27 protein-coding genes are annotated in these 25,343 nt (G+C 69.6%); 16 read left to right on the top strand and 11 right to left on the bottom strand.

Translation table 11 applies throughout. From position 1 onward, the window contains the following. Positions 1-25 precede the first annotated feature (25 nt). The gene (locus ABZU53_RS25610) at positions 26-2,365 is read left to right on the top strand and encodes a lysylphosphatidylglycerol synthase domain-containing protein (protein ID WP_355067952.1); all 2,340 of its coding nucleotides are present in this window, start codon (positions 26-28) and stop codon (positions 2,363-2,365) included. Positions 2,366-2,507: 142 nt separating this feature from the next. Here ABZU53_RS25610 and ABZU53_RS25605 read toward each other — a convergent pair whose 3' ends face one another. The 3 genes from ABZU53_RS25605 to ABZU53_RS25595 form a co-directional block, all read right to left on the bottom strand. Further along, positions 2,508-3,251 carry an alpha/beta hydrolase gene (locus ABZU53_RS25605; RefSeq protein WP_355067972.1) on the bottom strand — a complete coding sequence of 248 codons (744 nt, stop codon included), beginning with the start codon at positions 3,249-3,251 and terminating at the stop codon, positions 2,508-2,510. A 97-nt stretch (positions 3,252-3,348) separates the two neighbouring features. Further along, on the bottom strand, positions 3,349-3,918 hold the full coding sequence (locus ABZU53_RS25600; protein ID WP_222952845.1) for a DJ-1/PfpI family protein: 570 nt from the start codon (positions 3,916-3,918) through the stop codon (positions 3,349-3,351). Between the two features lie 88 nt (positions 3,919-4,006). Beyond that, positions 4,007-4,750, bottom strand: a complete 744-nt coding sequence (locus ABZU53_RS25595) for a GntR family transcriptional regulator (RefSeq protein WP_355067951.1) — start codon at positions 4,748-4,750, stop codon at positions 4,007-4,009. 208 nt (positions 4,751-4,958) lie between these two features. On the opposite strand from ABZU53_RS25595, the gene ABZU53_RS25590 reads away from it, so the two are divergent. From ABZU53_RS25590 to ABZU53_RS25560, 7 genes are all read left to right on the top strand, one after another. Next, positions 4,959-6,515, top strand: a complete 1,557-nt coding sequence (locus ABZU53_RS25590; RefSeq protein ID WP_355067949.1) for an extracellular solute-binding protein — start codon at positions 4,959-4,961, stop codon at positions 6,513-6,515. Then, complete coding sequence (locus tag ABZU53_RS25585; RefSeq protein ID WP_355067948.1) at positions 6,512-7,462, top strand: sugar ABC transporter permease; 951 nt, start codon at positions 6,512-6,514, stop codon at positions 7,460-7,462. Before ABZU53_RS25590 ends, ABZU53_RS25585 begins: the two co-directional genes overlap by 4 nt. Further along, positions 7,462-8,373 (top strand): carbohydrate ABC transporter permease, encoded by a 912-nt coding sequence (locus ABZU53_RS25580; RefSeq protein WP_354860293.1) that lies wholly within the window; start codon positions 7,462-7,464, stop codon positions 8,371-8,373. The genes ABZU53_RS25585 and ABZU53_RS25580 overlap by 1 nt, the downstream gene beginning before the upstream one ends. Further along, complete coding sequence (locus ABZU53_RS25575; RefSeq protein WP_355067946.1) at positions 8,373-9,440, top strand: ATP-binding cassette domain-containing protein; 1,068 nt, start codon at positions 8,373-8,375, stop codon at positions 9,438-9,440. Before ABZU53_RS25580 ends, ABZU53_RS25575 begins: the two co-directional genes overlap by 1 nt. Next, positions 9,440-10,516 carry an ABC transporter ATP-binding protein gene (locus tag ABZU53_RS25570; protein ID WP_355067944.1) on the top strand — a complete coding sequence of 359 codons (1,077 nt, stop codon included), beginning with the start codon at positions 9,440-9,442 and terminating at the stop codon, positions 10,514-10,516. Before ABZU53_RS25575 ends, ABZU53_RS25570 begins: the two co-directional genes overlap by 1 nt. A gap of 146 nt (positions 10,517-10,662) precedes the next feature. Continuing rightward, positions 10,663-12,123: an NAD-dependent succinate-semialdehyde dehydrogenase gene (locus ABZU53_RS25565; RefSeq protein WP_355067942.1), complete on the top strand. Its 1,461-nt coding sequence runs from the start codon at positions 10,663-10,665 to the stop codon at positions 12,121-12,123. Between the two features lie 63 nt (positions 12,124-12,186). Further along, the gene (locus ABZU53_RS25560; protein ID WP_355067941.1) at positions 12,187-13,410 is read left to right on the top strand and encodes an iron-containing alcohol dehydrogenase; all 1,224 of its coding nucleotides are present in this window, start codon (positions 12,187-12,189) and stop codon (positions 13,408-13,410) included. A gap of 281 nt (positions 13,411-13,691) precedes the next feature. Here ABZU53_RS25560 and ABZU53_RS25555 read toward each other — a convergent pair whose 3' ends face one another. The 3 genes from ABZU53_RS25555 to ABZU53_RS25545 all read right to left on the bottom strand — a co-directional run bounded on the left by ABZU53_RS25555 (position 13,692) and on the right by ABZU53_RS25545 (position 16,093). After that, a complete protein-coding gene (locus ABZU53_RS25555) occupies positions 13,692-14,867 on the bottom strand; it encodes a zinc-dependent alcohol dehydrogenase (RefSeq protein ID WP_354860281.1) in 1,176 nt (391 codons plus the stop codon). Continuing rightward, on the bottom strand, positions 14,864-15,211 hold the full coding sequence (locus ABZU53_RS25550; protein WP_354860279.1) for a hypothetical protein: 348 nt from the start codon (positions 15,209-15,211) through the stop codon (positions 14,864-14,866). Before ABZU53_RS25550 ends, ABZU53_RS25555 begins: the two co-directional genes overlap by 4 nt. A 450-nt stretch (positions 15,212-15,661) precedes the next feature. Continuing rightward, entirely contained in the window at positions 15,662-16,093 is a 432-nt protein-coding gene (locus ABZU53_RS25545) for a hypothetical protein (RefSeq protein ID WP_354860277.1), read from the bottom strand. 208 nt (positions 16,094-16,301) lie between these two features. Here ABZU53_RS25545 and ABZU53_RS25540 point away from each other — a divergent pair, with 208 nt between their 5' ends. Then, complete coding sequence (locus tag ABZU53_RS25540) at positions 16,302-17,099, top strand: SDR family oxidoreductase (protein WP_354860275.1); 798 nt, start codon at positions 16,302-16,304, stop codon at positions 17,097-17,099. 26 nt (positions 17,100-17,125) lie between these two features. Beyond that, positions 17,126-17,326, top strand: coding sequence for a hypothetical protein (locus tag ABZU53_RS25535; RefSeq protein WP_355067939.1), 201 nt, complete (start codon positions 17,126-17,128; stop codon positions 17,324-17,326). A gap of 145 nt (positions 17,327-17,471) precedes the next feature. On the opposite strand, the gene ABZU53_RS25530 is transcribed toward ABZU53_RS25535, so the two are convergent. Continuing rightward, positions 17,472-18,170, bottom strand: coding sequence for a DedA family protein (locus tag ABZU53_RS25530; protein WP_355067938.1), 699 nt, complete (start codon positions 18,168-18,170; stop codon positions 17,472-17,474). Between the two features lie 225 nt (positions 18,171-18,395). Further along, positions 18,396-19,610 carry a low temperature requirement protein A gene (locus ABZU53_RS25525; RefSeq protein ID WP_355067937.1) on the bottom strand — a complete coding sequence of 405 codons (1,215 nt, stop codon included), beginning with the start codon at positions 19,608-19,610 and terminating at the stop codon, positions 18,396-18,398. Between the two features lie 365 nt (positions 19,611-19,975). Here ABZU53_RS25525 and ABZU53_RS25520 point away from each other — a divergent pair, with 365 nt between their 5' ends. After that, on the top strand, positions 19,976-20,548 hold the full coding sequence (locus ABZU53_RS25520) for a DUF4396 domain-containing protein (protein ID WP_355067935.1): 573 nt from the start codon (positions 19,976-19,978) through the stop codon (positions 20,546-20,548). A gap of 55 nt (positions 20,549-20,603) precedes the next feature. Here ABZU53_RS25520 and ABZU53_RS25515 read toward each other — a convergent pair whose 3' ends face one another. Together ABZU53_RS25515 and ABZU53_RS25510 are read right to left on the bottom strand one after the other, a co-directional pair. Beyond that, positions 20,604-21,230, bottom strand: a complete 627-nt coding sequence (locus ABZU53_RS25515) for a DUF305 domain-containing protein (RefSeq protein ID WP_355067933.1) — start codon at positions 21,228-21,230, stop codon at positions 20,604-20,606. Between the two features lie 119 nt (positions 21,231-21,349). After that, positions 21,350-21,811, bottom strand: coding sequence for a DUF6153 family protein (locus ABZU53_RS25510; protein WP_355067931.1), 462 nt, complete (start codon positions 21,809-21,811; stop codon positions 21,350-21,352). Positions 21,812-22,089: 278 nt separating this feature from the next. Here ABZU53_RS25510 and ABZU53_RS25505 point away from each other — a divergent pair, with 278 nt between their 5' ends. From ABZU53_RS25505 to ABZU53_RS25485, 5 genes are all read left to right on the top strand, one after another. After that, a complete protein-coding gene (locus ABZU53_RS25505) occupies positions 22,090-22,467 on the top strand; it encodes a hypothetical protein (protein WP_355067929.1) in 378 nt (125 codons plus the stop codon). After that, positions 22,409-22,783: a rhodanese-like domain-containing protein gene (locus ABZU53_RS25500; protein WP_355067927.1), complete on the top strand. Its 375-nt coding sequence runs from the start codon at positions 22,409-22,411 to the stop codon at positions 22,781-22,783. Before ABZU53_RS25505 ends, ABZU53_RS25500 begins: the two co-directional genes overlap by 59 nt. Next, positions 22,783-23,214: a MerR family transcriptional regulator gene (locus ABZU53_RS25495; RefSeq protein ID WP_354863152.1), complete on the top strand. Its 432-nt coding sequence runs from the start codon at positions 22,783-22,785 to the stop codon at positions 23,212-23,214. Before ABZU53_RS25500 ends, ABZU53_RS25495 begins: the two co-directional genes overlap by 1 nt. Continuing rightward, positions 23,211-23,531 carry a hypothetical protein gene (locus tag ABZU53_RS25490; protein ID WP_355067925.1) on the top strand — a complete coding sequence of 107 codons (321 nt, stop codon included), beginning with the start codon at positions 23,211-23,213 and terminating at the stop codon, positions 23,529-23,531. Before ABZU53_RS25495 ends, ABZU53_RS25490 begins: the two co-directional genes overlap by 4 nt. Positions 23,532-23,637: 106 nt before the next feature. After that, a complete protein-coding gene (locus tag ABZU53_RS25485; RefSeq protein WP_355067923.1) occupies positions 23,638-24,201 on the top strand; it encodes a dihydrofolate reductase family protein in 564 nt (187 codons plus the stop codon). Positions 24,202-24,222: 21 nt separating this feature from the next. On the opposite strand, the gene ABZU53_RS25480 is transcribed toward ABZU53_RS25485, so the two are convergent. Further along, positions 24,223-25,230: an RNA polymerase subunit sigma-70 gene (locus tag ABZU53_RS25480; RefSeq protein WP_355067921.1), complete on the bottom strand. Its 1,008-nt coding sequence runs from the start codon at positions 25,228-25,230 to the stop codon at positions 24,223-24,225. Between the last annotated feature and the right edge of the window lie 113 nt (positions 25,231-25,343).

The raw sequence follows: 25,343 nt of genomic DNA, 5'->3' as shown, positions 1-25,343 counted from the left end.
CCGGATGAGGGGCGGCCGAGGACCGGTGGGAGCGCGAACGCATCGCCCGTCGCCGCTGTTGCTGGTCAGCCTGACCGTCTCGACCGGCCTGCTGGCAGCGCTGAGCGCCGCCATCCGCAGCCGTCCGGTGCCGCCGTGGGAGCGGGACCTGTTCGCCCTTCTCAATCACCTTCCCGCCGGGCTGGCCCCGGTCCTGGTACTGGTCATGCAGCTCGGCTCGTACCCGGCGGTGTTCGTCACCGCCGCGGCAGCCGTCGTCGCACGCCGGATCGGCACGGCGTGGAGTCTCCTGCTGGCCGGGAACCTGGCGTACTGGCTCGCGGTCGCCGTCAAGGCCGCGGTCGCCCGGCAGCGCCCGGCGGCGCTGCTCGCCGACGTGGTCCTGCGCGAGACGATCACCGGGCGCTTCGGGTACCCGTCGGGACACGTCGCGGTCGCCACGGCCCTGGCGCTCGTCGCGGCGCGGGCCGGCGGGCCCCGATGGCGCCGCGCGGCCTGGGCGGTGATCGGGCTGGTCGCCGTCGCGCGGATCCACGTCGGGGCGCACCTGCCGGTGGACGTGGTCGGTGGCTTCCTCGTCGGCTGGCTCGCGGTGTGTCTGACCCGGCTCGTGGTCGGCGAGGTTGGACCGCAACGGTCGGTGCCCCCTCTGCGGGCGGCGCTGCGGCGGCGCGGGATCGACGTGGCACGGTGGGCGCCGATCCACGGCGACGCCCGCGGCTCGCAGCCGTGGCAGGCGGTCACCACCGACGGGCGGCGACTGTTCGTCAAGGTGACCGGCGGTGAGCAGCGCGACGCGGACTGGTTCTACAAGCTCTACCGACGGGTGCGCTACCGCCACGTGGCCGACACGCCGCCGTACCTGAGCGCCCGCCAGCAGAGCGAACACGAAACGTGTCTGACCCTGCTGGCCGAGCGCGCCGGCGTCCGGATACCGGCCGTCGTCACGACCGCCGCCATGCCCGGCGGCGACGCCGTACTGGTGCAGGAGTTCATCGACGCCGCCCCGCTGCACGCCGTCGTCGGGCCGGTCCCGCTCGCCGCCGTGCGCGACGCCTGGCAACAGCTGGCCCACCTGCACCGGGCGGGCATCGCGCACCGCGACCTGCGCGCCGCGAACGTGCTCGTCGGCCGGGACCGCGCCTACCTGGTTGACCTGGGCTTCGGCACCGACGACGCCTCGGCCGAGCAGCAGGCCCGCGACGTCGTCGAGCTGATGGTCACTGTGTCCACGCGGGTCGACCCGGCCAGCGTGGTCGCCGGGGCGATCGACCGCCTGGGCGTCGCGGCGGTCGCGGACAGCGTGCCGTTCCTGCAACCTCCGGTGCTCTCGCGCGCCGGCCGTGCCGCCCTGCGCGGGCACCCCGGCATGCTGACCTGCCTACGCCAGGAGATCCTGCGGCGCTGCCCCGACCGTGACCGCCCGGCGGCGAAGGTGGTCCGGATCAGCCGCCGCGCGGTCCTGGAGCTGCTGGTCCTGGGGTTGATTGTGCACCTGCTGCTCCCCCAGCTCGGCGAGATACGCACCGCCATGCGTCTGATCGTGCACGCCAACCCGGTCGCGGTCGCAGCGACGCTGCTCGGCTCCGCCCTGACCTACCTGCTCAGCGGCCTCGTGCTCCGGTTGGCCGCGGCCAACCGGGTCCCGCTGGGCGAGGCCACCCTGGTGCAGGTCGCCGCGTCGTTCGCCAACCGGCTGGCACCCGGCAGCCTCGGCGGCGCCGCCCTCAGCCTGCGGTACCTGCACCAGAAGGGACTCGTCGCCGCCGCCGCGGGCACCGCCGTGGCCGTCTCCCGTACCGCCGGCGTGTTCTCGGTGGTGCTGCTCCTGCCGGTGCTGCTGCCGTTCGCCCGCCAACCCGCCCGCATCCTCACCCACGACGCGGCCAGGGCGTTGCCGCTGCTGCTGGGCACCCTGGCTGTCCTGCTCGTCCTCGCCGCCGTGCTCGCCGTACCCCGGATCCGGCGCCGCGGACGCGCGGCGGCCGGCCAGGTCGTGACCGCGCTGCGCGAACTGCGCCACCAGCACGGGCTGCGGCGGCTCGCCGTCGCGTCGATGGCGCTCACCCTCACCTACGGCCTCTGTCTCTACCTCGCGCTGCTCGCCATCGGCCCGGTCCCCCTCGCGCACCTGCCCCCGGTGATCCTGGTCTGCCTCGTCGGTGAGGGTGTCTCGTCCGCCGCGCCCACCCCCGGCGGCCTCGGCGCCACCGAGGCCGCGCTCGTCTCCGGCCTGCTGCTCTACGGGCTGCCGCTGGACGCCGCCGTCGCAGGCACCCTGATCTACCGCCTCGCGACGTTCTGGCTCCCGGTACCGCCGGGCTACCTGGCCTTCCGGGTCCTGACCCGCCGCCGGCTGCTATGACCACCAGGCAACTGGCCGAATCCGCGCGCTGCCACGAACGCTGCATCACCCTGTTCCATGCGCAGGGCGAACAGTCATGGGGCTCGGCGTTCCTCCGCGACTGCGATCTGTTTGAGCACGGGCTGCGGACCTGCCGCAGCAATCAGTGACCTCGGTCGCGGCGGAGGAAACACGACAGCAGTTGCCTGAACTCGTGCGGGTGCTCGATCGCCGGCACGTGCCCGCATCGGCCGAGCACGTGCAGACGGACATCGGCCAGGTGTTCGAGCAGAGGCTGGGCTGCCGTCGCGAGCGGGGTGACTCGGTCCTCGGCGCCGTGAACGAGCAGCACGGGCGCGCGGATCGCTGCCAGCGTCTGCGCCGAGAGGGTGAGATCGTCGACCCATCGTGCCCGAGGTGGAGGGAACAACGACGCGAATGTGGCCGCCCCCGCTCGCATCGCAGCCGCACGGGCATCGACGGCCGCATCCGTGACGAGCGCTTGGTCGAGGACGAGGCGACTCAGCATGTCTCGGGCCCCGAGCGGGCCGGCGGGGGCGGCCCAGACCGCGTCGAGCTCGGCGGACAGCGGCGCTCCGGGGGCGCCCATCGTCGAGACCGCCACGACACGGGTGACCTGCTGGGGGCGCGCGGCCGCCAACGCCAGCGCCACGGCACCGCCCATGGAGTGACCCACCACGGCGTAGTGCTCGATACCGAGAGCATCCATCAGGCCCGCAGCCTGCTCCGTCCACAGCCGGAGCCCACCCCTGGAGCCCGCCGGGACCGGTGTACGGCCGAACCCCGCCTGGTCGGGAGCCACCAGGTGCCAGGACGCGCCCAGCGCCTGCGCCGTCGTCGCCCAGGCGCCGGACCCGGTCGTGCCGGGTCCGGAGCCGTGCAGCATCAGCACCGCGGGCCCGGTGCCGCTCTCCAGGACGTGGACGGGGGAACCGTCGACTGTGACGGTCCGAAGTGCCGTCACCGGGACAGACCAGGTGTGTTCACGCCGAGGCGGAGTTGACGGACTTCGAGAAGAGCTCCATCATCGCCCGGCCGAACTGCGGCATGTCGGGCCATCCCCGGCAGGAGACGAGGTTGCCGTCCACGACGTCGGGAGCGTCGATGACCGTCGCGCCCGCGTTCTCCATGTCACCGGTGATGGGTGGGAAGCACGCCGTCTTCCGACCCTTCAGCAGCCCGTACACGGCTGGCACCTGCGCGCCGTGGCACACCAGCGCGATGGGGAGGTTGCGTGCGAAGAAGTGCTCGGTGATGCGCCTGACGTCGGCGTCGACCCGGATCCACTCGGGGGCACGTCCACCGGGGATGATGAGGGCGTCATAGCGCTCGACGTCGACCTCGGCCCAGGGCACGTCGACCGGCAGCTTCCGGCCGTTCTTCTCCACGTAGGCGTCGGAGTTGGGGTCGAACTCGTGGATGACCAGTTGCACGTCACGCATCGTCCGTGACGAGACGTCGACGTCCCAGCCGCCCTCCTGCACGCGGTAGTAGGGATACATGGTGTCGAGTTCCTCGGCGGCGTCGCCGGTCAGGAGCAGCGCTCTGGGCACCTGCTTCTCCTCGCATCTGGTGGCGGTGGCGGTGAGGTGGATCCAATCCGATCCGATCGAGTCAGCATTCCTCGGCCCAGCCCGCCCGTCAACCCTCCAGCGCCATTCCGTCCACGTCCTTGACCTCGTCGAACAATCGTCGGAAACGCTCGCCGGACCGCAGGATGTGCCGACGCATCGCATAGGCGGCGGCGTCGGGGTCACGCGCGGCGATCGCGGCCACCACGTCCTCGTGCTCGGCCATCGCCAGGTGAGTGACCTGGGTGTCGTGGTGCAGCCGGAAGAGGTGCACGTGGCTGTGCAGGCGAGCGAGCGTTTCACGGATGACCTGGTTCTCCGCGCTCAGGGCGACGAGATCGTGAAAAGCGGCGTCGCGTAGCCCGAAGGCGCCATAGGCCAGCAGCCCGCTACCCCCCTCGAGCTCCGCCATCTCCTCCAGCATTCGTCGCAGACCGGCCACCTGCTCTGAGGACGCCCGCTCGGCGGATCTGCGCGCCGCCGCCGGCTCGAGGAGCAGGCGAACCTCGAGCATGTCCTCGAATCGGTGACGGGTGATCTGGGGGGGAATGCGGTAGCCGGCGTGGGGCACCCGCACGACCAGACCCTCGGCCTCCATGCGATTCAGGGCGTCTCGGATCGGCGTCTGCGAGACCCCCAACTCTCGCGCCAGGACGTCGATCGTGACGCGGGAGCCGGGCTCGATCCGGAGCGACATCAGCTGTCCGAGCAGCGTGTCGTACACCTCGTCGGCAAGCCGGCCACGAGATCTTCCCGGCGGCATTCCACCCGGCATGGCCCTGCGGCCCCGCGCGATCATCGCTTCGTCGTCCATCGTGACCTGAGGTCCTTTCTTGCGCCTTCGGGAACCTGTTGACACCAGTCACAACGCTGCGGCATTCTGACGCCCCCAACCAGATCGTATAGGAAACGCGACGGATGATCTTCATCCGCCACCATCGCGGAACCGCCCGCCATGGCCACGTCGATCACCTGGAGGGCCTGCTCGACGGCGTGAAGGCCCAGTACATCGCGGCGTACTCGTGACGCCGGTCCCCGGGTCGGCCCCCGCGACAGCCCGGCAACACACCCGAACAACCCAGCAACTGCTCGGCGAAGCACATAGCGAGGCTCTAGAAGTCCCCACCCAGAAAGCAGGCGAGAAGATGCGGAATCCACGGCGAATAGGACGAATATCCGTTCCTGGCCGAAAGGTGCAGCTGGCGGCGGCGGCCATGCTGCTGGTCGCCACGACCGTGACGGCATGCGGCGACGGCAAGGACGACGGCGGGAAGGCGAGTGCCCCCAAGGCACCGGCGACCATCCCGGAGCTCACCAAGGACCCGCTGACTCTCAGCTTCATCTGGTTCGACTGGCCGCCCGCCAAGGCGCTGGAAGCCTTCGCGAACGCCGAGTACACAAAAGAGCGGCCGAACGCGACCATCAAGGTCAACACCGTGCCGAACGCGAACTGGCACGACGCGATGTTCACCCAGTTCGCCGCGCACAAGACCGACTTCGACATCGCGATCCTGGACTCGCAACACATCGGCGAGGCCGTGACGAACGGCAACATCCTCGACATCACCGACTTCGTCAAGAACAACATCGACGTCACGGCCTACAACCCGTACCTGCTGGCGGCCTACGGCCAGTTCCCCCAGGCGGAGACCGGCAAGCGCGACGAGAACGCCAGCCTGTACGGACTGCCGCTGCTCGGCGACACCTGGACGATGATCTACCGCAAGGACCTGATCGGCGACAAGCCGCCGCAGACCTGGGACCAGATGATCGCAGCTGCCGAGAAGTGCCAGGCGGACAACCCCGGCGTCAGCGGGCTGGCTTTCCACCAGGCCAACGGCTCCGACGCCGCAGCCGTCACCTACAACACGGTCAACGGGGTCTACGGCGGCAACCTCTGGGACGCCAAGACCCGCAAGATCGAGGGCGTCCTCAACGACGCGGCGGGCCAGGAGGCGATGGACGTCCTGGTCAACAAGATGAAGCCGCTGACCGCCAAGGGCTCCGGCAACTGGTTCATCGACGAGGTGAACGCGGCGGTCGCCCAGGGCAAGGCGTGCATCGCGTTCAACTGGATCGCCGCGAGCGGCGGCCTGCTCGATCCGAAGCAGTCGACGCTCGGCAAGACGCGGGAGCAGATTCTCGACAAGCTGGGCTTCGCCACCCTGCCGAGCCAGAAGACGAACCTGGTCCCCCTCGGCGGTATGGGGATGCACGTGTCGGCCTACTCCGCCAAGGCGAACCAGGCCGAGGCCCTGAACTTCATGAAGTGGTTCGAGCGGCCTGACATTCAGAAGAAGTGGGCCGCGGCCGGTGGCGTGCCGTCGCGTACGGATGCCCTGGAGTCGCCCGAGTTCCTCAATGCCGGGCCGTTCAACCAGGTCTACACCGACTCGGTTCCGCGGATGCGGGACATGTGGAACGTGCCCGAGTACGCGCGCCTCGTCGACATCGAGAACACCAACGTGAACGCCGCTCTCAACGGCGCGAAGAAGCCGAAGGATGCGCTCGACGACATCGCCAAGGAGCAGCAGGGCGTGCTCGACTCCAGCGGCCGCAAGGGCGGCGGCGGACTGTGAGTGCCCCCGTCCCCCTGTCGACCGACAACCCCGGGCAGGTGGCGTCCGCGGCGCCACCTGCACCGGGTCGGTCCCGCCGGCTGACCGACCGCGGGCTCGCCGTGGCCTTCATCTCCCCCGCGCTGCTGCTGTTGCTCGCCATGTCGGTGTTCCCGTTGCTGTGGGCGTTGTACCTGTCGTTCACCGACTACTCGGCCACCCGCGGGGGGCCCGCCGGGTTCGTCGGATTCGGGAACTACACCGCCATCCTGACGTCGGCGCAGGTCCACCAGAGGGCCTTGACGACGTTGATCTACGTGGTCGGCGCGGTCGGCCTGCAGACCGTGCTCGGCTTCGGCATCGCCTACCTGATCTCGCGTCGTACGCACGGGCGAGGACTGCTGACCACCCTGTTCCTGGTTCCGATGATGCTGTCGCCGGTCGTGGTCGGGCTGTTCTGGCGATTCATGCTCGACGCGCAATTCGGCGTGATCAACAGCATGCTCGGCTCGCTCGGTCTGGGGCAGGTGGAGTGGCTCACCCGACAGCGAACGGCATTGATCTCGCTGGTCGTGGTCGACACCTGGCAGTGGACGCCGTTCATCATGCTCATCGCCCTTGCGGGCCTGACCGCGGTTCCCAAGTACCTGTACGAGGCCGCCTCGATCGACCGGGCGTCCGAGTGGTTCCGGTTCCGCACCATCACTCTTCCGCTGGTGTGGCCGCTGCTCCTCATTGCCGTGATGTTCCGGGCCATCGAGGCCTTCCGGCTGTTCGACCTCGTCTACATCCTCACCAACGGAGGCCCGGGTGTCTCAACCGAGACGTTGTCGTTCCACGTCTACAAGGTCGCGTTCCTGGGCTTCAACACCGGGACCGCCTCGGCGTACGGGATCCTCATGGTCCTCGTCGTCATCGTCCTCACGCAGTTGTACCTGCGCTACCTGAACAAGCTCAAGGAGGGCTGATGGCCGTCTCCGTCGACGAGGCCGTGTCCACAGGTCCTGCCCGGGATCGCACGCCCCCCGCGCGCCGCCTTGGTGGCCGGGGCCGCTCCGGGGTGGAGTTAGCGCTGCTGGTGGTGCTGGCCGTCGTGATGCTCTTTCCGGTGCTGTGGATGATCGAGACGTCCATCAAGGAGAACCGGGACGTCTACGCCATCCCGGCCAAGTTCTTCGGCTTCACGGTCACGTTGGACCATTTCAAGGACGTGTTCGTCGCTCCCGGCGGCGGTCGCTCGGCCCTGTCCGTCGCGTTTCTCAACTCCGCCGTGGTCGCCGGGGTGTCCACGGTGCTGGCCACCGTGCTGGGGGTTCCGGCGGCCTGGGCGTACTCACGCTTCGCGGTGAAGGCCAAGAAGGACCAACTGTTCTTCATCCTGTCCACCCGCTTCATGCCGCCCGTGGTGGTCGTAATCCCGATCTTCCTGATGTACCGCCAGGTCGGACTCATCGACAGCAAGCTCGGGCTGATCCTCATCTACGCCGCGTTTAACGTCCCGTTCACGATCTGGATGATGAAGGGATTCGTCGACGAGGTGCCCGCGGAGTACGAGGACGCCGCCATGCTCGACGGCTACACCCGTCTGCAGGCGTTCTGGAAATTCACCCTTCCCCTGCTCGTGCCCGGCATCGCCGCGACGGCGGTCTTCGCACTCATCTTCTCGTGGAACGAGTTCGTGTTCGCCATCTTCCTCACCTCCAGCGACGACGTGCGGACGGCTCCGCCCGCCATCGCCGGCCTCATCGGTGGCACCACCACGGACTGGGGTCTCGTGGCCGCGGCCTCCGTCGTGTTCGCCCTACCGGTGCTCGTCTTCGCCTACCTGGTGCGCAAGCACCTCATCGCCGGTGTGACGCTCGGGGCGGTGCGACGCTGATGGCCGACATCGAGGTGACCGCCCTGCACAAGCGCTACCCGGACGGGACGGTCGCGGTTGACCACGTGGACCTGTCCATCCGCGACGGTGAGCTGTTCGTGATGCTCGGCCCTTCGGGTTGCGGCAAGACGACCACGCTGCGGGCCATAGCCGGCCTGGAGAGGCAGACGACGGGCGACATCCGCATCGGCGACACGCTTGTCAACGACCTGCCGCCCGCCGAGCGCGACATCGCCATGGTGTTCCAGTTCTACGCTCTCTACCCGCATCTGAAGACCCGCGACAACCTGGCGTTCCCGCTGCGGGCCGAGGGACTGCCCAAGCCGGAGGTGCACAAGCGGGTCGAGGAGGCCGCCCGGCTGATGCGGCTCGGTCCGCTCCTGGACCGGCGACCGCGCCAGCTGTCCGGCGGGGAGCAGCAGCGCGTCGCGCTTGCTCGCGCCCTGGTACGGCGACCGCGCGCATTCCTCATGGACGAACCTCTCACCAATCTGGACGCGGAGCTGAGGGCGGACATGCGCACGGAGATCAAGCACCTGCAGGGCGAGCTGGGGGCGACGATGGTCTACGTCACCCACGACCAGGTCGAGGCGATGTCGCTCGGTCACCGAATCGCCATCCTCAACAAGGGCCGCGTCGAGCAGATCGGCACGCCGCTGGAGGTCTACGACCGTCCCGCGAGTCTCTTCTGCGCCGCATTCATCGGCTCTCCCCCGATGAACCTGATTGAGGTGGAGGTGGCCGACGGGAAGCTGCGCGGTCAGGGCGGACTGGTCCTCACGCCACCGCCAGGCCTGCCGCGCGACCGTCGCCTGGTCGCCGGCGTCCGGCCGGAGGCGCTGGAAGTCACCGAACCAGGGGCGGACGGCTCGATCCCGGCCCGGGTGGTCTCGGCGGAGTGGCTGGGCGACGAAATCATCTACGTGGTCGACCACAGCGGCCAGCGCGACGTACGGGTTCGGATGCCACCGACTATTCGTTTCGCCGCTGACGCAAAGGTCGGGCTGCGGCACACCGGCGGGACCCCGGCGGTCTACGACGTGAGCACGGAAGAGCTGGTGGCCTGATGGGAACCGTGGCAGCGCACGGGCTGCGCAAGTCCTTCGGCAAGGTCCAGGCCCTGGACGGGGTGACGCTGGACGTGCCGGACGGCTCGTTCTTCGTCGTGCTCGGGCCCTCCGGGGCAGGCAAGACGACGACCCTGCGAGCGATCGCCGGGCTGGAGAAGCTTGACGCCGGGTCGGTGCGCCTAGACGGGAGGGACGCGACAGGTGACACCCCGGCCGCACGCGACCTGGCCATGGTCTTCCAGAACTACGCCCTCTACCCGCGACACACGGTGTACGAGAACATCGCCTCACCGCTGCGGGCACGCCGTAGTTCCGCGAGCGAGATCGCCGCGGCCGTCGAGCAGATGTCGAGCCTGCTGCACATCGAACGTCTGCTGCAACGTCGACCCGCGCAGTTGTCGGGCGGTGAGATGCAGCGTGTCGCCCTAGCCCGGGCGCTGGTCCGTCGCCCGCGCGCGTTTCTCATGGACGAGCCGCTGACGAACCTCGACCTCAAGCTCCGCGTCGAGATGCGCACCGAGCTCACCCGCATCCACCGGAGCCTCGGAGCAACCTTCGTCTACGTGACCAACGACCAGGTCGAGGCCCTGTCCATGGCCGACCGGGTAGCGGTCCTCAAGGAGGGGAAGGTGCAACAGGTCGGAACGCCGACCGAGGTGTACGAGCGTCCCGCCAACCAGTGGGTCGCAGGATTCGTGGGGAGCCCACCGATCAGCCTGCTCGCCTGCCGCGCCGAGGGAGATCGTCTGGTCGGTGCGGACGGCTGGACGCTGCCGCGGCCCCGCTGGACCACGGCTGAGGACGGCCGGGCGCTGCTGCTGGGCCTGCGCGCGGAGGACCTGTCCGTCGAACAGCGTGGGCACGCGTCGTTGTCCGGCGAGCTCTACGGGCTTGAGCCGCTCGGTGACCGCACGGTGGTCGACGTCCGAGTGGGGACGGAGATCCTCAAGGTCAAGGCACGACCCACCGTCACCGGTACGCCCGGCGAGCGGCTGCACGTCACGGTCGACCTGGACCGTGCGCACCTGTTCGACGCGGACACCGGGCTGTCGTTGTCCGAGGCTGGGCGGTAACCGCGCCGGCAGACGGGGCCACGGCCACCTTCGACCCGCTCGGCAACCTCGCCCCGGACCAGGGCGGGTGACCCGTCCGTCCACGCGCGCAGCGCACTCGCTGGGGCACGCCGGACATCACCACGAGGATCACAGGAGGCGACGCAATGAGTGACCCGATGAACGTCCTGGCCCCCGAGCACCGGCGGCTCCGGATCGGCGGCGCCTGGCGCGACGCCGCGAGCGGAGCCACCTTTGCCGTCGAGGACCCGGCCACCGGCAAGGTCATCGCCGAGGTGGCGGACGCGGACGTCGTTGACGGGCTCGCCGCTCTGGACGCGGCGAGCACGGCAATGACGGAGTGGGCGGCGACCCCGCCGCGGAAACGGTCGGAGTTGTTGAGCGCGACGTACCGGGCGCTGATCGAGCGATCCGAGGAGGTCGCCCGGCTGATAACGCTCGAGATGGGCAAGCCGCTCGTCGAGGCTCGGGCGGAGGTGGCCTACGGCGCCGAGTTCTTCCGTTGGTTCGCCGAGGAGGCGGTGCGCGTCGAGGGGCGCTACAGCACCGCTCCCGCTGGTGGATATCGCATCCTCACCGTGCCGAAGCCGGTCGGACCGTGCGTCTTCGTGACGCCCTGGAACTTTCCGCTGGCCATGGGCGCCCGCAAGATCGCTCCCGCGCTGGCCGCGGGCTGCACGACGATCACCAAGCCAGCAGCCCAGACGCCACTCACCATGCTGTTCCTGGCCCGCATCATGGAGGAGGTCGGCGTACCCCCGGGCGTTGTCAACGTGCTGACCACCAAGCGTTCCGGCGAGGTGGTCTCCGCACTGCTGGCCGACAGTCGGACCCGCAAGCTGTCGTTCACCGGGTCGACCGAGGTCGGGCGCGTGCTGCTCCGACAGGCTGCGGACAACGTGCTGCGTACGTCCATGGAACTGGGCGGCAACGCGGCCCTGATCGTGTGTGCCGACGCTGACCTGGACGTCGCGCTCGACGGTGCCATGGTCGCCAAGATGCGCAACATCGGGGAGTCCTGCATCGCGGCCAACCGGATCTACGTCGAGGAGCCGGTGCGCGAGGAGTTCACGGCGCGCTTCGCCGAGCGGATGAGCGCGCTTTCGGTGGGCCATGGTCTCGACGACGGCGTGAACGTCGGGGCGTTGATCGACGAGGCCTCGGTCACCAGGATCGACGAGCTCGTCGCCGACGCGGTCGATCGCGGCGCCCGGATCGTGGTGGGCGGCGAGCGTCCGGATGGGCCGGGCCACTTCTACCCGCCCACCGTCGTCGTCGACGTGCCCGACGACGCGCGGATGCTGAAGACGGAGATCTTCGGCCCGGTGGCGCCGATCATCTCGTTCACGTCCGACGACGAGGTGCTGGCGAAGGCCAACGACACCGAGCACGGCCTGGTCGGATACGTCTTCACCCGTGACCTCCAGCGGGCGCTCCGGTTCGCCGAAGGGCTGGACACGGGAATGGTCGGCATCAACCGTGGCCTGATCTCGGACCCGTCAGCTCCGTTCGGAGGCGTGAAGCAGTCCGGGATCGGCAAGGAGGGGTCGCACGAGGGCATCCTCGAGTACCTCGACCTCACCTACGCGGCGATCGACCTACCGTGACCGGCCTGCCGCCCCGAGCTTCCGCCCCGCACATCGCCGCCGACGTTCGAGAGAGGCACTGACATGCTTGAGACCGTCCGCGGACCACGCCAGCTGATAGTGGGCGAAGGGGTCGCGCAGAACATCCCACGAGTGGTGGCCGAGAGTGGCTCGCGAGTCCTCATCGTGACCGACCAGGTCCTTCTCGGGCAGCCGGGCGTGGCCGAGATCGTGGCCGCCGTACGGGAGAGGGTCGAGGTCGTCGGGGTGTTCTCCGACGCGACGTCAGACGTGCCACTCGCCGATGTCGCCCTGGCCGTCTCGGTCGCCGCCGAGGTGGACGCCGACGTGATCCTCGCCATCGGGGGTGGCACGGTGATCGACCTCGCCAAGATCGTCGGCGTCATCCGGCGCCACGGCGGGACGCCGCGCGACTTCTACGGCGAGTCGAAGGTGCCGGGGCCGACGATCCCACTGGTCGCGGTCCCGACGACGTCCGGCACCGGCTCCGAGCTCACACCCGTGTCGGTGTTGACCGACCCCGACCGCGAGCTGAAGGTGGGGGTTTCCAGCGTCCACATCGTGCCCGACTTCGCCATCGTCGACCCCGAACTCACCTACACCTGCCCCGCGACAGTCACCGCCCACTCCGGCATCGACGCGTTCTGTCACGCGGTGGAGAGCTACACCGCGCGAGGGCGGGCCCACGGACCGCGCGACCCGGTGGAGCAGGTCTTCCTCGGCCGCAACCCCATCACCGACCATTACGCGCTCCTGGCCGCCGAGAGGATCGCCCGTAGCCTGCGTCGTGCGGTCAGGGACGGAGGCGACACGGACGCGCGGGCGGACATGTCCTACGGGTCCATGCTCGCCGGGCTGGCGTTCTCCCACGCGGGCAACGCGGCCCCGCACGCTCTCCAGTACCCCATCGGCGCAGCCACGCACACGCCGCACGGCCTGGGCGTCGGGCTGCTCCTGCCCTACGCGCTGGACGCGGCCAGGGAGGCCATCAGCGACCGGTTGGCCATCCTCGCCCGGGTGTGCGGGCTCGACGTGACCGACGCCTCGGATACCGAGGCCGCAGATATGTTCCTCACCTGGCTCGACGGGCTCCTTGCCGACATCGGCATCCCTGCCACCTTGGCGGACATCGGCGTGGCACGCGCCGACCTCCCGCGCTTCGCGGAGATGGCCAGTGGCGTCACCCGCTTGATCCAGAACCATCCAGGCCCGACCGACACCGCCAGCCTGACCGCGATCCTCGAAGCGGCCTGGACCGGGGACCGGATCCGACACGTCACGTCCTGACTTCGAACAGAGGCAGTGGCGGGCCTTTCACACGACGACGAGTGGTCGGGGGCGCTCCCCTCGACGGCCTGGCTCCACCACCACGTCAGCGGCACGGGAGCTGCCGCGACGGCGCGTAACGACCCCGATTCTCGCCGTCGGCGCCCGAGCCCGGCTACCGGTGCGGAGCACCGATGACCCAGAGCGAAGTCCCGCGGCGAGAGCTGAACGGACAAGCTGGCTGAGGGCAATCCAGTAAGTGAGGTCGCGCTACGGTGCGAGGGGCACCGGCGACGGCGGAATCAGCTGGTCGGCTGAAAGACGGCCCGTACGCATCCGTCGAGTTTCTGTTTGAACATCTCGTAGCCGCGCGGCGCTTGGTCCAACGGCATCGTGTGTGTCGCGAGATGCTCCGTGACCAGCTCGCCGCGGGCCATCCGCTCCAGCAGCATGGGAATGTAGCGCTGTCCGTGCTGCTGTGCGCCGCGCAGCGTCAGCCCCTTGTTCATCACCGCCCCGAGCGGAAACTTGTCGACCAGGCCGCCGAACACACCCAGGATGAACACGCTGCCGCCCTTGCGGCAGTTGTAGATCGCCTCCCGGGCGGCGATCGGTCGGTCGGACTCGATGCGCAGCTGCTGCTTGACCTGGTCGTACCAGAACTGCGGACCGCTGCTGTGCGACTCCATACCCACTGCCTCGATGCACACGTCCGGGCCTCGACCGCCACTGCGCTCCAGCAATTCGCCGCTGACGTCCTGCTGCTCGTAGTTCAGCGTCTCGACGCCGAGATGTGTCTGGGCCATCTGGAGCCGGTTGTCGAGTCGGTCGATCACGATCACCCGATCGGCACCGAGCAGCACGGACGCCCGAGCCGCCATCTGCCCGACCGCACCAGCACCCCAGACCGCCACGACATCGCCCGGTTTGACGCCGGCGAGGTCGGCGCCCATCCAACCGGTCGGCGCGGAGTCGGAAGCGAAGAGCGCGCGCTCGTCGCTCACCTCGTCCGGGACGGTGAAGGCGCCCTGATCGGCGTAGGGGACGCGGATGAACTCGGCGTGGCTGCCGGCGAAGCCCCCGAGTGCGTGCGAGTAGCCGTAACAGCCTCCGGGCGCGGCGCCCCAGACGTTCTCGGTGATCATCGGGTTCGTGTTCCCGTTGTCGCACAGCGAGAACTGTTGTTGCTGGCAGTACCAGCACTTGCCGCAGGAGACGAACGAGCAGACGACGACCCGGTCGCCTACCTTGTGCTTGCGTACCTGCGAACCGACCTCGACGACCTCGCCGAGGAACTCGTGCCCGAGGACATCGCCGCGTTCCATGAACGGGATGTACCCGCCGAGCAGGTGCAGGTCCGAACCACACGTCACAGTCCGCCGGACCCGCACAATGACGTCCTGCTCGTTACGCATCTGCGGGTCCGGCACCTGCCGCACCGCGAGCTCGTTGGCTCCCTCCCAGACCAGCGCCTTCACTGTCGTCCCTCCCGCCGACCCTGCTGGGTGGCCATTCGCAGTGGCTTGTTCATCGGTGTCGGCTCGGTCGTGGGCGGATAGTCCGGATGCAGGACCTCACTGGTTTCGATCAGTTGCTTCGACTCGCGCAGCGCAGCCCGGATCGCCTGTTCAGGATCCCGGCCGGTGACCCGTCGGGCCGCGGCGGCAACAGGGAGTCGGGCGCCGTCGCGCAGCCGTACGGCGATCTCGGTCCCCCGGCCGCCGGGGGCAGGCCGGACCTGGACCTCGACGGCGTCGCCAAGCCCGGCCAGCGGCTCGGGGAACTGGCCGCCCGGGGCGACGTCACCCGCCGGTCGGTTCACCGTCGCCACGTGCCACCGCGCCCCGCGCCGCCGGGCCTGAACCCGTTGCCACTGGTCATTGCCCCGGCCAGCCCCACCGAGCAGGCGCCGGACAACCATCCCCCCGGCAATCGCGGCCGCACCACCGATCAGCCACCTCATGTCCGCCCCTGTCACTTGATCTGCTCGTGCGGGTGCCGTCGATAATCGGCAACGTTCTGAGCAAACCCTTTCATAAAGGGCGGACCCCGCAGGGGCGTTTGCAACACTCGCGGAGTTTCCACTGGCCAGGGCATTCTGCGAGGAGACCGTGCCCGTGACGCCGGCCGTTGACCCGGCGGTACGTGTGCGGACCGAGCGGGGTGCCCGAACGGCGTGGGCGGGCAGGGCCGGATGGTGAGGCGCACGCCTGCGGCGACGCCTCCCCGACGGTCATCGAGCCGGTGCGACACATCGGGTAGGCGTCGAAGTTCAGGTCTTTCGCGCCGTACGCCGGTTGCCGAACGACTCCATGGTGGTCGCCTTCTTGGCCGGTGCCCTGGTGGCGGACGTGGTACGGGCCCGGGTCGGCGCGGCCTTCTTCGCCGGCGCCTTCTTCGCCGCGGCCCTCGCTGAGGGCGCCTTCTTTGGTGGTGCGTTCTTGGCGGCGGCCGCCTTCGCCGTCGGCCTGCGGCTGGGCGAGGCCGTGGTGGCGGAAACGTCCTTCTTCCGGGCGACGCGGGGCGTGGTCGGCGTGGGCTTCTCGCCGGGCGTCTTGGCTGCGCTCGCGCCGGTGGCCCGCTTCGTGGCAGCGGCGACCTTCTTGGCCGCCACCTTCCGGCTCGGCGGCATCTTCGTCGCCCCGGTGGCCTTGGTGGCTCCGGGTGATCTGCGTGCCGGGACGGTTGTCCTGCGTGGGCTCATCCTCGCTCCTCTCGGGTCTCGCCGGCATCACCAGCGCTGCCGGACGACAGACGTGGCGGGTCGCCTGGGCCCGATCGGCGAGGTGTTCCCGCGCCTCCGGCCGCCAAACGCGGGACGGAACGGCCGCGTCCAGCAGCCCGGGCCGGTCAGCCTGCTCCGCACGGCACGCGCACGAATGAGGAATGATTGGTTCATGACCGTGCGTGACGTGAGAACCGACGAGTCCCTTTCCGGGGTACGGGTCCTGGTCACGGGGGCGACCAACGGCCTTGGCCGCTCGATGGCCGAGGCGCTGGCCGACGGCGGCGCGCGGGTGGTCATCACCAGCCGCGATGAGGGCCGCACCGCCCAGGTCGCCGAGCAGATCGACGCCGAGCGCGGGCGGGTCGGTGGCGTCGCCATGGACGTCCGGGATGAGCGCTCGGTGGCCGACGGTGTCCGCCGGACGGTCGACCTCCTGGGCGGACTCGATGTGCTGGTCAACAACGCGGGGATCGGCATGCGAACCGTGAACCCGGAGTTTTTCACCGAACCTCGGGGCTTCTGGGAGGTCACGCCCGACGGTTTCCGGGACGTGATCGACACGAACCTCACCGGCTACTTCCTGGTCGCCCGCGCGGTCGTACCGACCTTCTTCACCGCCGGCGGCGGACGCATCGTGAACATCTCGCTCAACGAGGAGACCATGATCCGTAGAGGTTTCGTGCCCTACGGCCCGTCACGAGCGGGGTCCGAGGCGCTGTCCCGCATCATGGCCGCTGATCTGCGCGAGCACTCGGTATGGGTCAACGTACTCCTGCCCGGCGGGGCCACCCGTACCGGCATGATCCCGGACGGGATGCCCCAGGCGGTTCGCGAGCAGATGCTTGATCCCGCCGTCATGGCCGCGCCGATCCGCTGGCTGTGCTCGCCGGCCGCCGACGGTGTCACCGACGAACGCATCGTGGCCCGCGACTTCGACGCGTGGCTGCGTACCCGGACGACCGATCCGTCCCGGGTCCGCTGATCGCCGCTGGCGCGAAGGACAGGTCGGTGACGCGAAGGCCAGGTCAGGGTCCGGGCACTACCAGGCCGGCCAGGTCGGCTGACGGCTACACATGGCGCGCCATCGCTGCCTCCGCCGACGACGCATGGGGCACCGACTCCCGCGGCAATCAACTGTTCGGCGAGAACCTGTGCCTGGAGAGCGCGCAGCTGCTCGGCGACGATCCGAACGCCGATCCCTGGAACTGACCCGGGGTTGACGAGCACCCCTCGCTCGATGCTGTGCCACCGCTGCGAACGCTTGATGTGGACGGCCTGAACGCGTCTGTTATCGACGCCCTCCCGACGGAAGTCCCACCGTTGCTCCGCTGCGAGTCCGCCGGCGGCGAGTAGTTCAGCCGCGCAGACGTCGGCGGCGTCGAGGTTCCCCGGGAGCGCCAGGATGTCGGCCGTCACTGGGCCTCGTCGGTTCCTGCACGGCTCGCTCGCGGCGCGCAGCCCGCCGGCCAGCCCAGATCCGTGCCGCGATCACCAGCGCCACAACCGCGAGCAGCACCTCCCCGCCCAGGCCAAGTCGCCGCTCCAGCAGTCCGTACGAGGCGCCAGCCAGGTAACCCAGCGCGGCCACCGCCGCTGCCCACAGCGCCCCGCCGGCAACGTTGGCCAGTGTGAACGTGCGCTGCGGTATGCCGCTCATGCCCGCCAGACCCGGCACCAGCGCCCGCAGCGCGGCCGCCCAGCGGCCGAGCACCACTGCGCCGGCGCCCCGCCGACGGATCAGGTCGAGCGCACGACGCAGCTCACCAGACCGAACGAACCGGCGCGGCGTTCGGTCCAGCAGCCGCCGGCCGTAACGGCGGCCAATCAGATAACCCACCTGGTCGCCGAGGGCCGCCCCGGCCAGCGCCACAACCACCACCGCCCACAGCGGCAGCCTCCCGTCGTGGGCGAGGACTCCGCCGACCAGCACGGCCACCTCCCCCGGCACCACCAGGCCAAGGAAGGTCGACGCCTCCAGCGCCGGGAGGAGGAACGCCAAGACGAGCACCAGGGCGGGTGGCAGCGACACCAGCAGGTTGAGCACCTGGTCCATCCGGCAATTGTCATCCCATGACCAGGGGCTGGGCGCGGTGACGGCCAGACCGCTCCCTCCGTTCTCCCCGCACCTCTGGCAGGACACCGGCAGCAGGGCTTTCACGATCGCCGTCACCGCACTCGCCCCGGCAGCGGCCCGCTGTCCGCCGGCACTGACCGCCGCGTCGCCACCCTCGCCGACCTGAGAAGGTGCCGACCAGCATCGGCATCCCGGCCTGCCCGGTCAGCGTGGCGGCGAGGCCTGCTCCAGTGGGCGTCCGTGGGCTCGGATCGCGTCCGCGACGGCGACGCCGAGCAGGACGGCGGCAGCTGCCACAGCGACCCTGAGTGGCGGCAGACGGACCATCAGCGGCGCTAGGGCCACGAGGGCGAGGATCCCGATCGGCCGCGGAAGGGACACGCGGGCGAAGGCCACGTACTCGAATAGTGAACGCCCGGCGAGGTAGAGCGCGGGCCCGCCGAGGATGGCGCCGACCCAGGCGGGTTTGGCGTGTCCGGTTGGATCCAGCAAGACGAGTTCGGAACCGGCTGAGGTCACGAGGATGCCGGACACCATGAGCAGGTGACAGAGCTCGGCCGACCGACCGAGTCGGCCTGGGTCGCCGGATGCCACGACGGCCTCGCCCAAGATCTGGCCGGCTCGGTAGAAGTAGATCCGCCACAGCAACACCGTGGTGAGGAACGACAAGGTAAGAGCCAATATTCGTTCATGCACAATCGGACCACGTAGAAGACTCGAGCCGGAGGTCAGGATCGTCTCACCAAGCGCGACGATGACGAGCTGCCAGTAGCGTTCGGCCAGGTGCTCGCCGGCGACGGCCCACGGGGACACCCGCGAGCGGCCCAGCCCCGGTACCGGCCAGCCGAGTCTGCCCCCCAGGTAGTCGATCGCCAGGGCCAGCGCCCACAACGAATTGCGCGTCAACTCGGGTTCGAAGGCTCCGATGAGCCACGGCACGGCCGACGCGCCGAACCAGACGAGCGCCAGCATGTTGACGCGGCGCAGATCGTGGCCCCGCAAGGTAACTACGAAGAAAAGGGAGCGGCCCACCTGGATCGCGACGTACGTGCTCGCGAAGAGAAAACCGGTCTCGGCGAGAGCCCCGGATATCGCGACCGCCAGGAGCAGACTCCCGAACATCGTCGCGAGGACAAGGAACTGGATCTCCGGCCGGAACGGGTCGAATCTGCTGGTCATCCACGCCGTCTGGGTCCAGATCCACCAGACGGCCAATAGCAGCAGCAGAGTCTCGCCGTTTTCCGAAAGGGTGGTGGTCAACGTCTCGGCGACGTGACCCCTGGTGTAGTCCAGCACCAACTCGTGCACGATCCGGGTGAGCGCGAAGACGTACACGAGATCGAAGAACAGTTCCAGGAAGGTCGGCCGCTGCGGACTCTCCCGCCCACGCAGCAGATTGGCCACTCTGTTCGTCGTCACCGGCCCGCCTGCTTCGTCGGCTTGTTCTTGAAGCAGTCGTACCACGTGGCCGCGCCGTCGACAGATAAGACGCACTCCCGATGACTGAAGGCCTGACTGCCGACGAGGGCTGCGGCCCCGCCGCGTCCCCACCGCCGCCCTCGATCAAGCCTGCGGCACATCCGGGACAAGCGCACCCAACTCCAGACGCCGGCCACCCGGTCGTGACGGTTCCGCTCAGCCGCACCGGCAGGATCGGCCGCCTGCGGGTCCGTCGTCGTCGCGGCGGGTCAGTGCGACAGGCAGCGCGGGGGGCACGCTGCCCCTCAACCCTTGGCATGCATACCCCCGGGGGGTACGGTGTGGGCGAGTGAAGGAGGTCGGACATGGATCACAGCAGCCACGTTCAGAGCCCCACGGCGACTGCGGCACCGGGCTCGGCCGGCCACGCCGGGCATGGGCACGAGGGCCACAACCAGCACAGCCCGGACGCCGACCGGCAGCAGATGCGGGTGGTGGAGAGCTGGGCGGTCGCGGCGTCGGCGACGCTGCATTGCCTGACCGGGTGCGCCATCGGTGAGGTCCTGGGCATGGTCATCGGCACCACGGCCGGGCTGCACAACGCCGCCACCGTGGTGCTGTCGATCGCCCTGGCCTTCGTGTTCGGCTACGGGCTGACCATGCGCGGCGTGTTGCGAGCCGGTGTCAACGTCCGCACCGCGCTGAAGGTGGCCCTGGCCGCCGACACCGTGTCGATTGCGATCATGGAGCTGCTGGACAACGCGTTCATCGTCGCGATGCCCGGGGCGATGAACGCCGGGCTGACCAGCGTGCTGTTCTGGGCGTCCCTGGCCGGGTCGCTGGTCGTGGCGTTCCTGCTGACCACGCCCGTCAACCGGTGGATGATCAGCCGGGGCAAGGGGCACGCGGTGGTGCACCAGTACCACCACGCCCACTGAGAAACCGGCGACCGCGGCGGCCGAACCCGTCCCGGGTTCGGCCGCCGCGGACCGTCTAGACCTTCGTCAGCAGCTCCTGCATCTGGGTGATCTCGGCCTGCTGGTCCGTGATGATCTTCGCCGCCAGAGTCTTGGCGTCCAGGTTGCTGCCCTGCGCCGTCTCCTGCTGGGCCATGGTGATCGCACCCTGATGGTGGCTGATCATCATGGTGAGGAACTGCTTGTCGAACTCGGCGCCCTTGGCCTTCGCCAGTTGGGTCATGTCCGCGTCGGACATGACGCCGGGCATCGGGCCGTGGCCCATGCCCATGTCCATGCCGCTCGCGCTGGCCATCGGGGCCGGCCTGCCCCAGGCGGTCAGCCACCCGTTCATGGTGTCGATCTCAGGCTGCTGCGCCTGCTTGATCTTCGTGGCGAGCGCCTTGACGTCGCTGCTGGCGGCCCGGGTATCGGCCAGCGACGCCATCTCGATCGCCTGCCGGTGGTGGACGACCATCATGTGAGCGAACATGACGTCCGCGTCGTTGAATACCGCGCCCGCGCTCGCCGAGGCCGCCGGCGCGGTGGTGCCCATGCCGGAGCCGTGGCCCATCCCGGAGCCCGTGGAGTCATCGCCGCCGCAGGCCGACAGCAGCACCGCAGCTGTCACCGCCACGCCGGCCAGTCCGGCACGGCGCAGCACAACAGAACGTGTCAACACAACAAGAAGCCTTTCGGTATCGGTGAACGTGCGAGAAGAACCTCGGCGCACGCCCTGCCGTACGCGCAGCGCGTACGGGCAGCAGCGGCGCAGCGCAAGTTCTATGTACGCAGCACCGACAACCGAGCGAGACTCAGACCCACCGGCCGCGGCGGGCCCCGCGATACCCGCGACAGCGCGCTGACGTTGCGGATCTGCGAACCGACCGGACGCGGCCTCGCCCACCACCGCGCGATCAACAGCACGAGCACCGCCAGACCGGTGAGCACCGCCAGGCAGACACTCCAACCGGGCATGCCATCGCGCCCCGGGCCCTGCGGACCGCTCACGTGCGCGCAGCCTGGACACTCATCGGTCACGGCAGTCACCGCGGCCGCCACCTCCGCCGGCACGTCCATCCCGCCAGCCACGGCCACCGCACCGGCCGGCCCGTGGCCATGGTGGGTGCCCATGCGCATCCCGGCGTGTCCGAGGGTGTGCATCGCCGCGAGCCCGAACAGCGTGCAGGCCAGCAGCACCCACCGGGCCATCGGCCCGGCGCCCACTGCCCGCGCGCCTGTCACGCAACCACCGTACCCACCCACCGGGCGGGGATCCCTGACACCCGCACCGAACGTGACGGACAGTCGACGGTTGACCCACCAGATCGACCAACGCACGGGCGCACCGATACGGGTGCGAGCTGCGACGCGACCCGATCGTGGCCCTCCTTTACGGAGGTAGCGGCGCGGTCCGGCAGCGGCCTCGAAGGTCGTGTGGACCCAGGGGTTGCATCCGGTACCCAGGTACAGGCTTACCGTCGACCGACGGCGCCGATGGCGCCCAGGTTCGAGGAGGCGGCATGTCTTTCGTGATTCCGGACGCCTGCACGCTACCGACGGCGCAACAGCCGTTGCGGCTGGCGGAGTTTGCTGAACTGTTCGCCACCGCTGTGCGCGAGGTGGACCAGCTCGACGCGACCCACACGCGCCTGCGTCTGGCCGGCCCGGCGGGCCTGGCGGCCACGGTGCGTGACCTTACCGCTCGCGAGACCGAATGCTGCTCGTTCTTCGACTTCACCGTCGCAGTCGAGCTTATCGGCGACGGGGAGGCCGTGACCCTGGACGTCGCGGTGCCGCCCCAGCATGGCGAGGTCCTGGCCTCTCTCGCGGGCCGCGCCCGTGACGCTGCCGCTCGCACCGCGAGCCGAGAGGAGCGTCGTGCAGCGGATCAGTTGTGAGCGGCTTCGCGAACTGCTCGATGCCGGTGAGGTCACGCTCGTCGAGGCAGCTCATTTCGAGGCGGACCATCTGCCCGGTGCGGTGAACCTGCCCGGTGAATTGTCCGCCGATCTGGCGGCCCGGCTGACGCCGGACCATGACCGGACCGTGGTCACCTCCTGTTCCGGCCCGGCCTGCTCGCGTTCGAAGGCCGCCGCCGCGGCGTTCGAGCGGCTCGGCTACACCGACGTACGCGGCTACGACGGCGGCAAGGCCGACTGGGCCCAGGCTGGGTTGCCGTTCGCCGGTACCCGGTCGACGGCACGGGCGTCGTGATGGACGGGCTGCGCACCGGCGAGGTCGCCGAGCAGGCCGGCGTCAACATCCAGACGCTGCGCTACTACGAACGCCGCGGCCTGCTCGCCGAACCGTCACGGACGAACGGCGGGCACCGCCTCTACCCAGCCGACACGGTCGCCCTGCTCAACGTGATCAAGGCAGCGCAGCGACTCGGATTCACCCTCGACGAGGTCGCCGAGCTGCTCGACGCGGGCCGCCACCGGCACCCGAGCGCGGATCTGCGGCAACGCGCCATCGACAAGATCGCCGAAATCGATCTGAAGATCGCCGACCTGACCGCGATCCGCGCCACGCTCACCGAAGTCGTCGACGCGCGCTGCAACAGCCTCACCAACTGCACCTGCACGGACTGCCCGATCCCGTATCTGACCATCGGCACCACTCGACCCTCCGGAGAACGCGAATGAGCCAGCCCGTCCCGCCGCCGACCCGCATCCCGAACCCAGCCCCGGGGGAGATCGACAACACGCCGCCGCGGCGCAGCAAGGTTGCCGGCGGACTCGCCGTACTCGCCTGCGCCGCCTGCTGCGCGCTGCCGCTGCTGATCGCCGCCGGGGTGCTCACCGGCGCGGGCGCCGCGATCCTGGAGAAGACGCTGTTCGCCATCGCCGCCGGACTGGTGGCTCTTGCGCTCGGCATGTGGTGGCTGCACCGCCGTCGCTCGGCCCAGCGTGCCACCGCTGAAGCGGGATGCGGCTGCCATAGCACTGGATGCGGCTGCTGACCCCCCGGGGCGCGAGGGTTTACCTGCGGGGCCGATCGCACACCGATGAGGTTTTCGCGCCGCGCCCGTCTGTACGTACTAAATGGACTTACGGGAGGTTGGCACGGTGCGGAAACTGATCTTCGCTATGAACGTGAGCCTGGACGGCTATGTCGCCGCGCCTGGCGATGACCTCGGCTGGAGCGTACCGAGCGACGAGCTGTTCCAGTGGTGGTCCGACCGGGTGGGGGCGACCGGCCTGGCGCTGTACGGGCGCAAATTGTGGGAGGCGATGAGCTCCCACTGGCCGACCGCCGACCAGCAGCCCGGCGCCACACCGGCGGAGATCGAGTACGCCCGCCGCTGGCGGGACATGCCGAAGGTGGTGTTCTCCTCGACGACCCGCACGGTCGACTGGAACACCCGGCTGGTCACCGGCGACGCGGTCACCGAGATCACCCGGCTCAAGGCCGAAGACGGCGGCCCCATGGACATCGGCGGCGCCACACTTGCCGCAGCGGCCATGCGTGCCGGGCTGATCGACGAGTACGTGCTGGTCACCGCACCGGCCTTGCTGGGCGGCGGCACGCCGTTCTTCACGGCCCTGGACAGCTGGGTGAACCTCAACCTGGTGGAGACGCGGCCGTTTCCCGGCGGCGTGGTACTGACCCGATACGAGACGAGGCGATGAGCACGGGCCGGACTCACCTGATCACCGTGTCGGAGGCAGGCCCAGCCATGGTTTGTCGGTGGCGTCGAATCCGGTGAGCTCGGCGATCCTCCCGTCGACGATGTGCAGGACCGCGATGGTGAACAGCCGGTACTGCGGGTCGTCGGGGGTGCGGAGGTACAGCGCGGCGGCAGGCATGCGGTTGATCGTCGTGGTGATACCGCGCCAGTCGTCGTAGCCGCGTTGAAAGAGCCCATGGGAGACCCAGCCGTCCACCGCTTCCCTGGCCGTCGTGGTCACGGTGCCCGGATCGGGCAGCATCGCGAAACGCAGGTCGTCGCGCAGTAGGGACGTCAGCCCGTCGAGGTCGTTGCGCTCATGGGCCTCGATGTACGACTTCACCGCGCCGCGCTCGTCATTCGACAGCTCGTGGGTGGCGGGGCTCCGCCAGTCGAGACGGCGGTCGGGCAGCTGCTCGCGCATCGTCACACGGGCCCGCTGCAGTGCGCTGGTCACCGAAGCGACGGTCAGCTCAAGGGCGTCGGCGGCTTTCGACGCCGGCCAGCCGAGGACGTCGCGCAGGATGAACACCGCCCGCTGCCGCGGCGGCAGGTGCTGGACGGCGATGATGAACGCCAGCTCGATCGTCTCCCGCGCCACCACCGATTCCAGCGGGTCCTCGGGGAGCATCCGGTCGGGGTACGGCTGCAGGTACAGCAGCTCGGAGTCGGGGTTCGGCAGCTCGAACGGTACGGGTGTGCGGTCGTTGCGCTTCTCCAGGAAGTCGAGGCAGGCGTTCGTCGCGATCCGGTACAGCCAGGTCCGCACGGCCGCGTGGCCCCTGAACGACTCCCGCTTCTTCCACGCTCGCAGGAACGTCTCCTGCGTCATGTCCTGGGCGTCCTCGTAGTTCGCGAGCATCCGGTAACAGTGCACCTGCAGCTCACGCCGGTGGCGCTCCGTGATGAGCGCAAACCGCGCCGTGTCGCCTGAGTGGACCGCCGCGATGAACGCGGCCTCGGTGGCGCTTAGCGGTCTGGCGTCGGTCATGGTCGTTGATCCTTCCACCGGTGCGTGAGTGCTAAAGGAACCGACGACGTGGCGGAGGATTTCTGATCGGTGAAGCCGCCGACACCTAGGGCCGCATCGGCGCGCCTTCGACC

The organism is Micromonospora sp. NPDC005194 (assembly GCF_040608335.1).
Lineage (GTDB): Bacteria > Actinomycetota > Actinomycetes > Mycobacteriales > Micromonosporaceae > Micromonospora.
This window is presented reverse-complemented; position numbering and strand designations above follow the sequence as displayed.

Bases quoted from the DNA above. Each gene is read 5' to 3' on its own strand.
- ABZU53_RS25605 (WP_355067972.1), bottom strand. From the start codon at position 3,251: ATGCTGCACGGCTCCGGACCCGGCACGACCGGGTCCGGCGCCTGGGCG.
- ABZU53_RS25595 (WP_355067951.1), bottom strand. From the start codon at position 4,750: ATGGACGACGAAGCGATGATCGCGCGGGGCCGCAGGGCCATGCCGGGT.
- ABZU53_RS25580 (WP_354860293.1), top strand. From the start codon at position 7,462: ATGGCCGTCTCCGTCGACGAGGCCGTGTCCACAGGTCCTGCCCGGGAT.
- ABZU53_RS25575 (WP_355067946.1), top strand. From the start codon at position 8,373: ATGGCCGACATCGAGGTGACCGCCCTGCACAAGCGCTACCCGGACGGG.
- ABZU53_RS25570 (WP_355067944.1), top strand. From the start codon at position 9,440: ATGGGAACCGTGGCAGCGCACGGGCTGCGCAAGTCCTTCGGCAAGGTC.
- ABZU53_RS25565 (WP_355067942.1), top strand. From the start codon at position 10,663: ATGAGTGACCCGATGAACGTCCTGGCCCCCGAGCACCGGCGGCTCCGG.
- ABZU53_RS25560 (WP_355067941.1), top strand. From the start codon at position 12,187: ATGCTTGAGACCGTCCGCGGACCACGCCAGCTGATAGTGGGCGAAGGG.
- ABZU53_RS25545 (WP_354860277.1), bottom strand. From the start codon at position 16,093: ATGAGCCCACGCAGGACAACCGTCCCGGCACGCAGATCACCCGGAGCC.
- ABZU53_RS25530 (WP_355067938.1), bottom strand. From the start codon at position 18,170: ATGGACCAGGTGCTCAACCTGCTGGTGTCGCTGCCACCCGCCCTGGTG.
- ABZU53_RS25520 (WP_355067935.1), top strand. From the start codon at position 19,976: ATGGATCACAGCAGCCACGTTCAGAGCCCCACGGCGACTGCGGCACCG.
- ABZU53_RS25505 (WP_355067929.1), top strand. From the start codon at position 22,090: ATGTCTTTCGTGATTCCGGACGCCTGCACGCTACCGACGGCGCAACAG.
- ABZU53_RS25495 (WP_354863152.1), top strand. From the start codon at position 22,783: ATGGACGGGCTGCGCACCGGCGAGGTCGCCGAGCAGGCCGGCGTCAAC.
- ABZU53_RS25490 (WP_355067925.1), top strand. From the start codon at position 23,211: ATGAGCCAGCCCGTCCCGCCGCCGACCCGCATCCCGAACCCAGCCCCG.
- ABZU53_RS25480 (WP_355067921.1), bottom strand. From the start codon at position 25,230: ATGACCGACGCCAGACCGCTAAGCGCCACCGAGGCCGCGTTCATCGCG.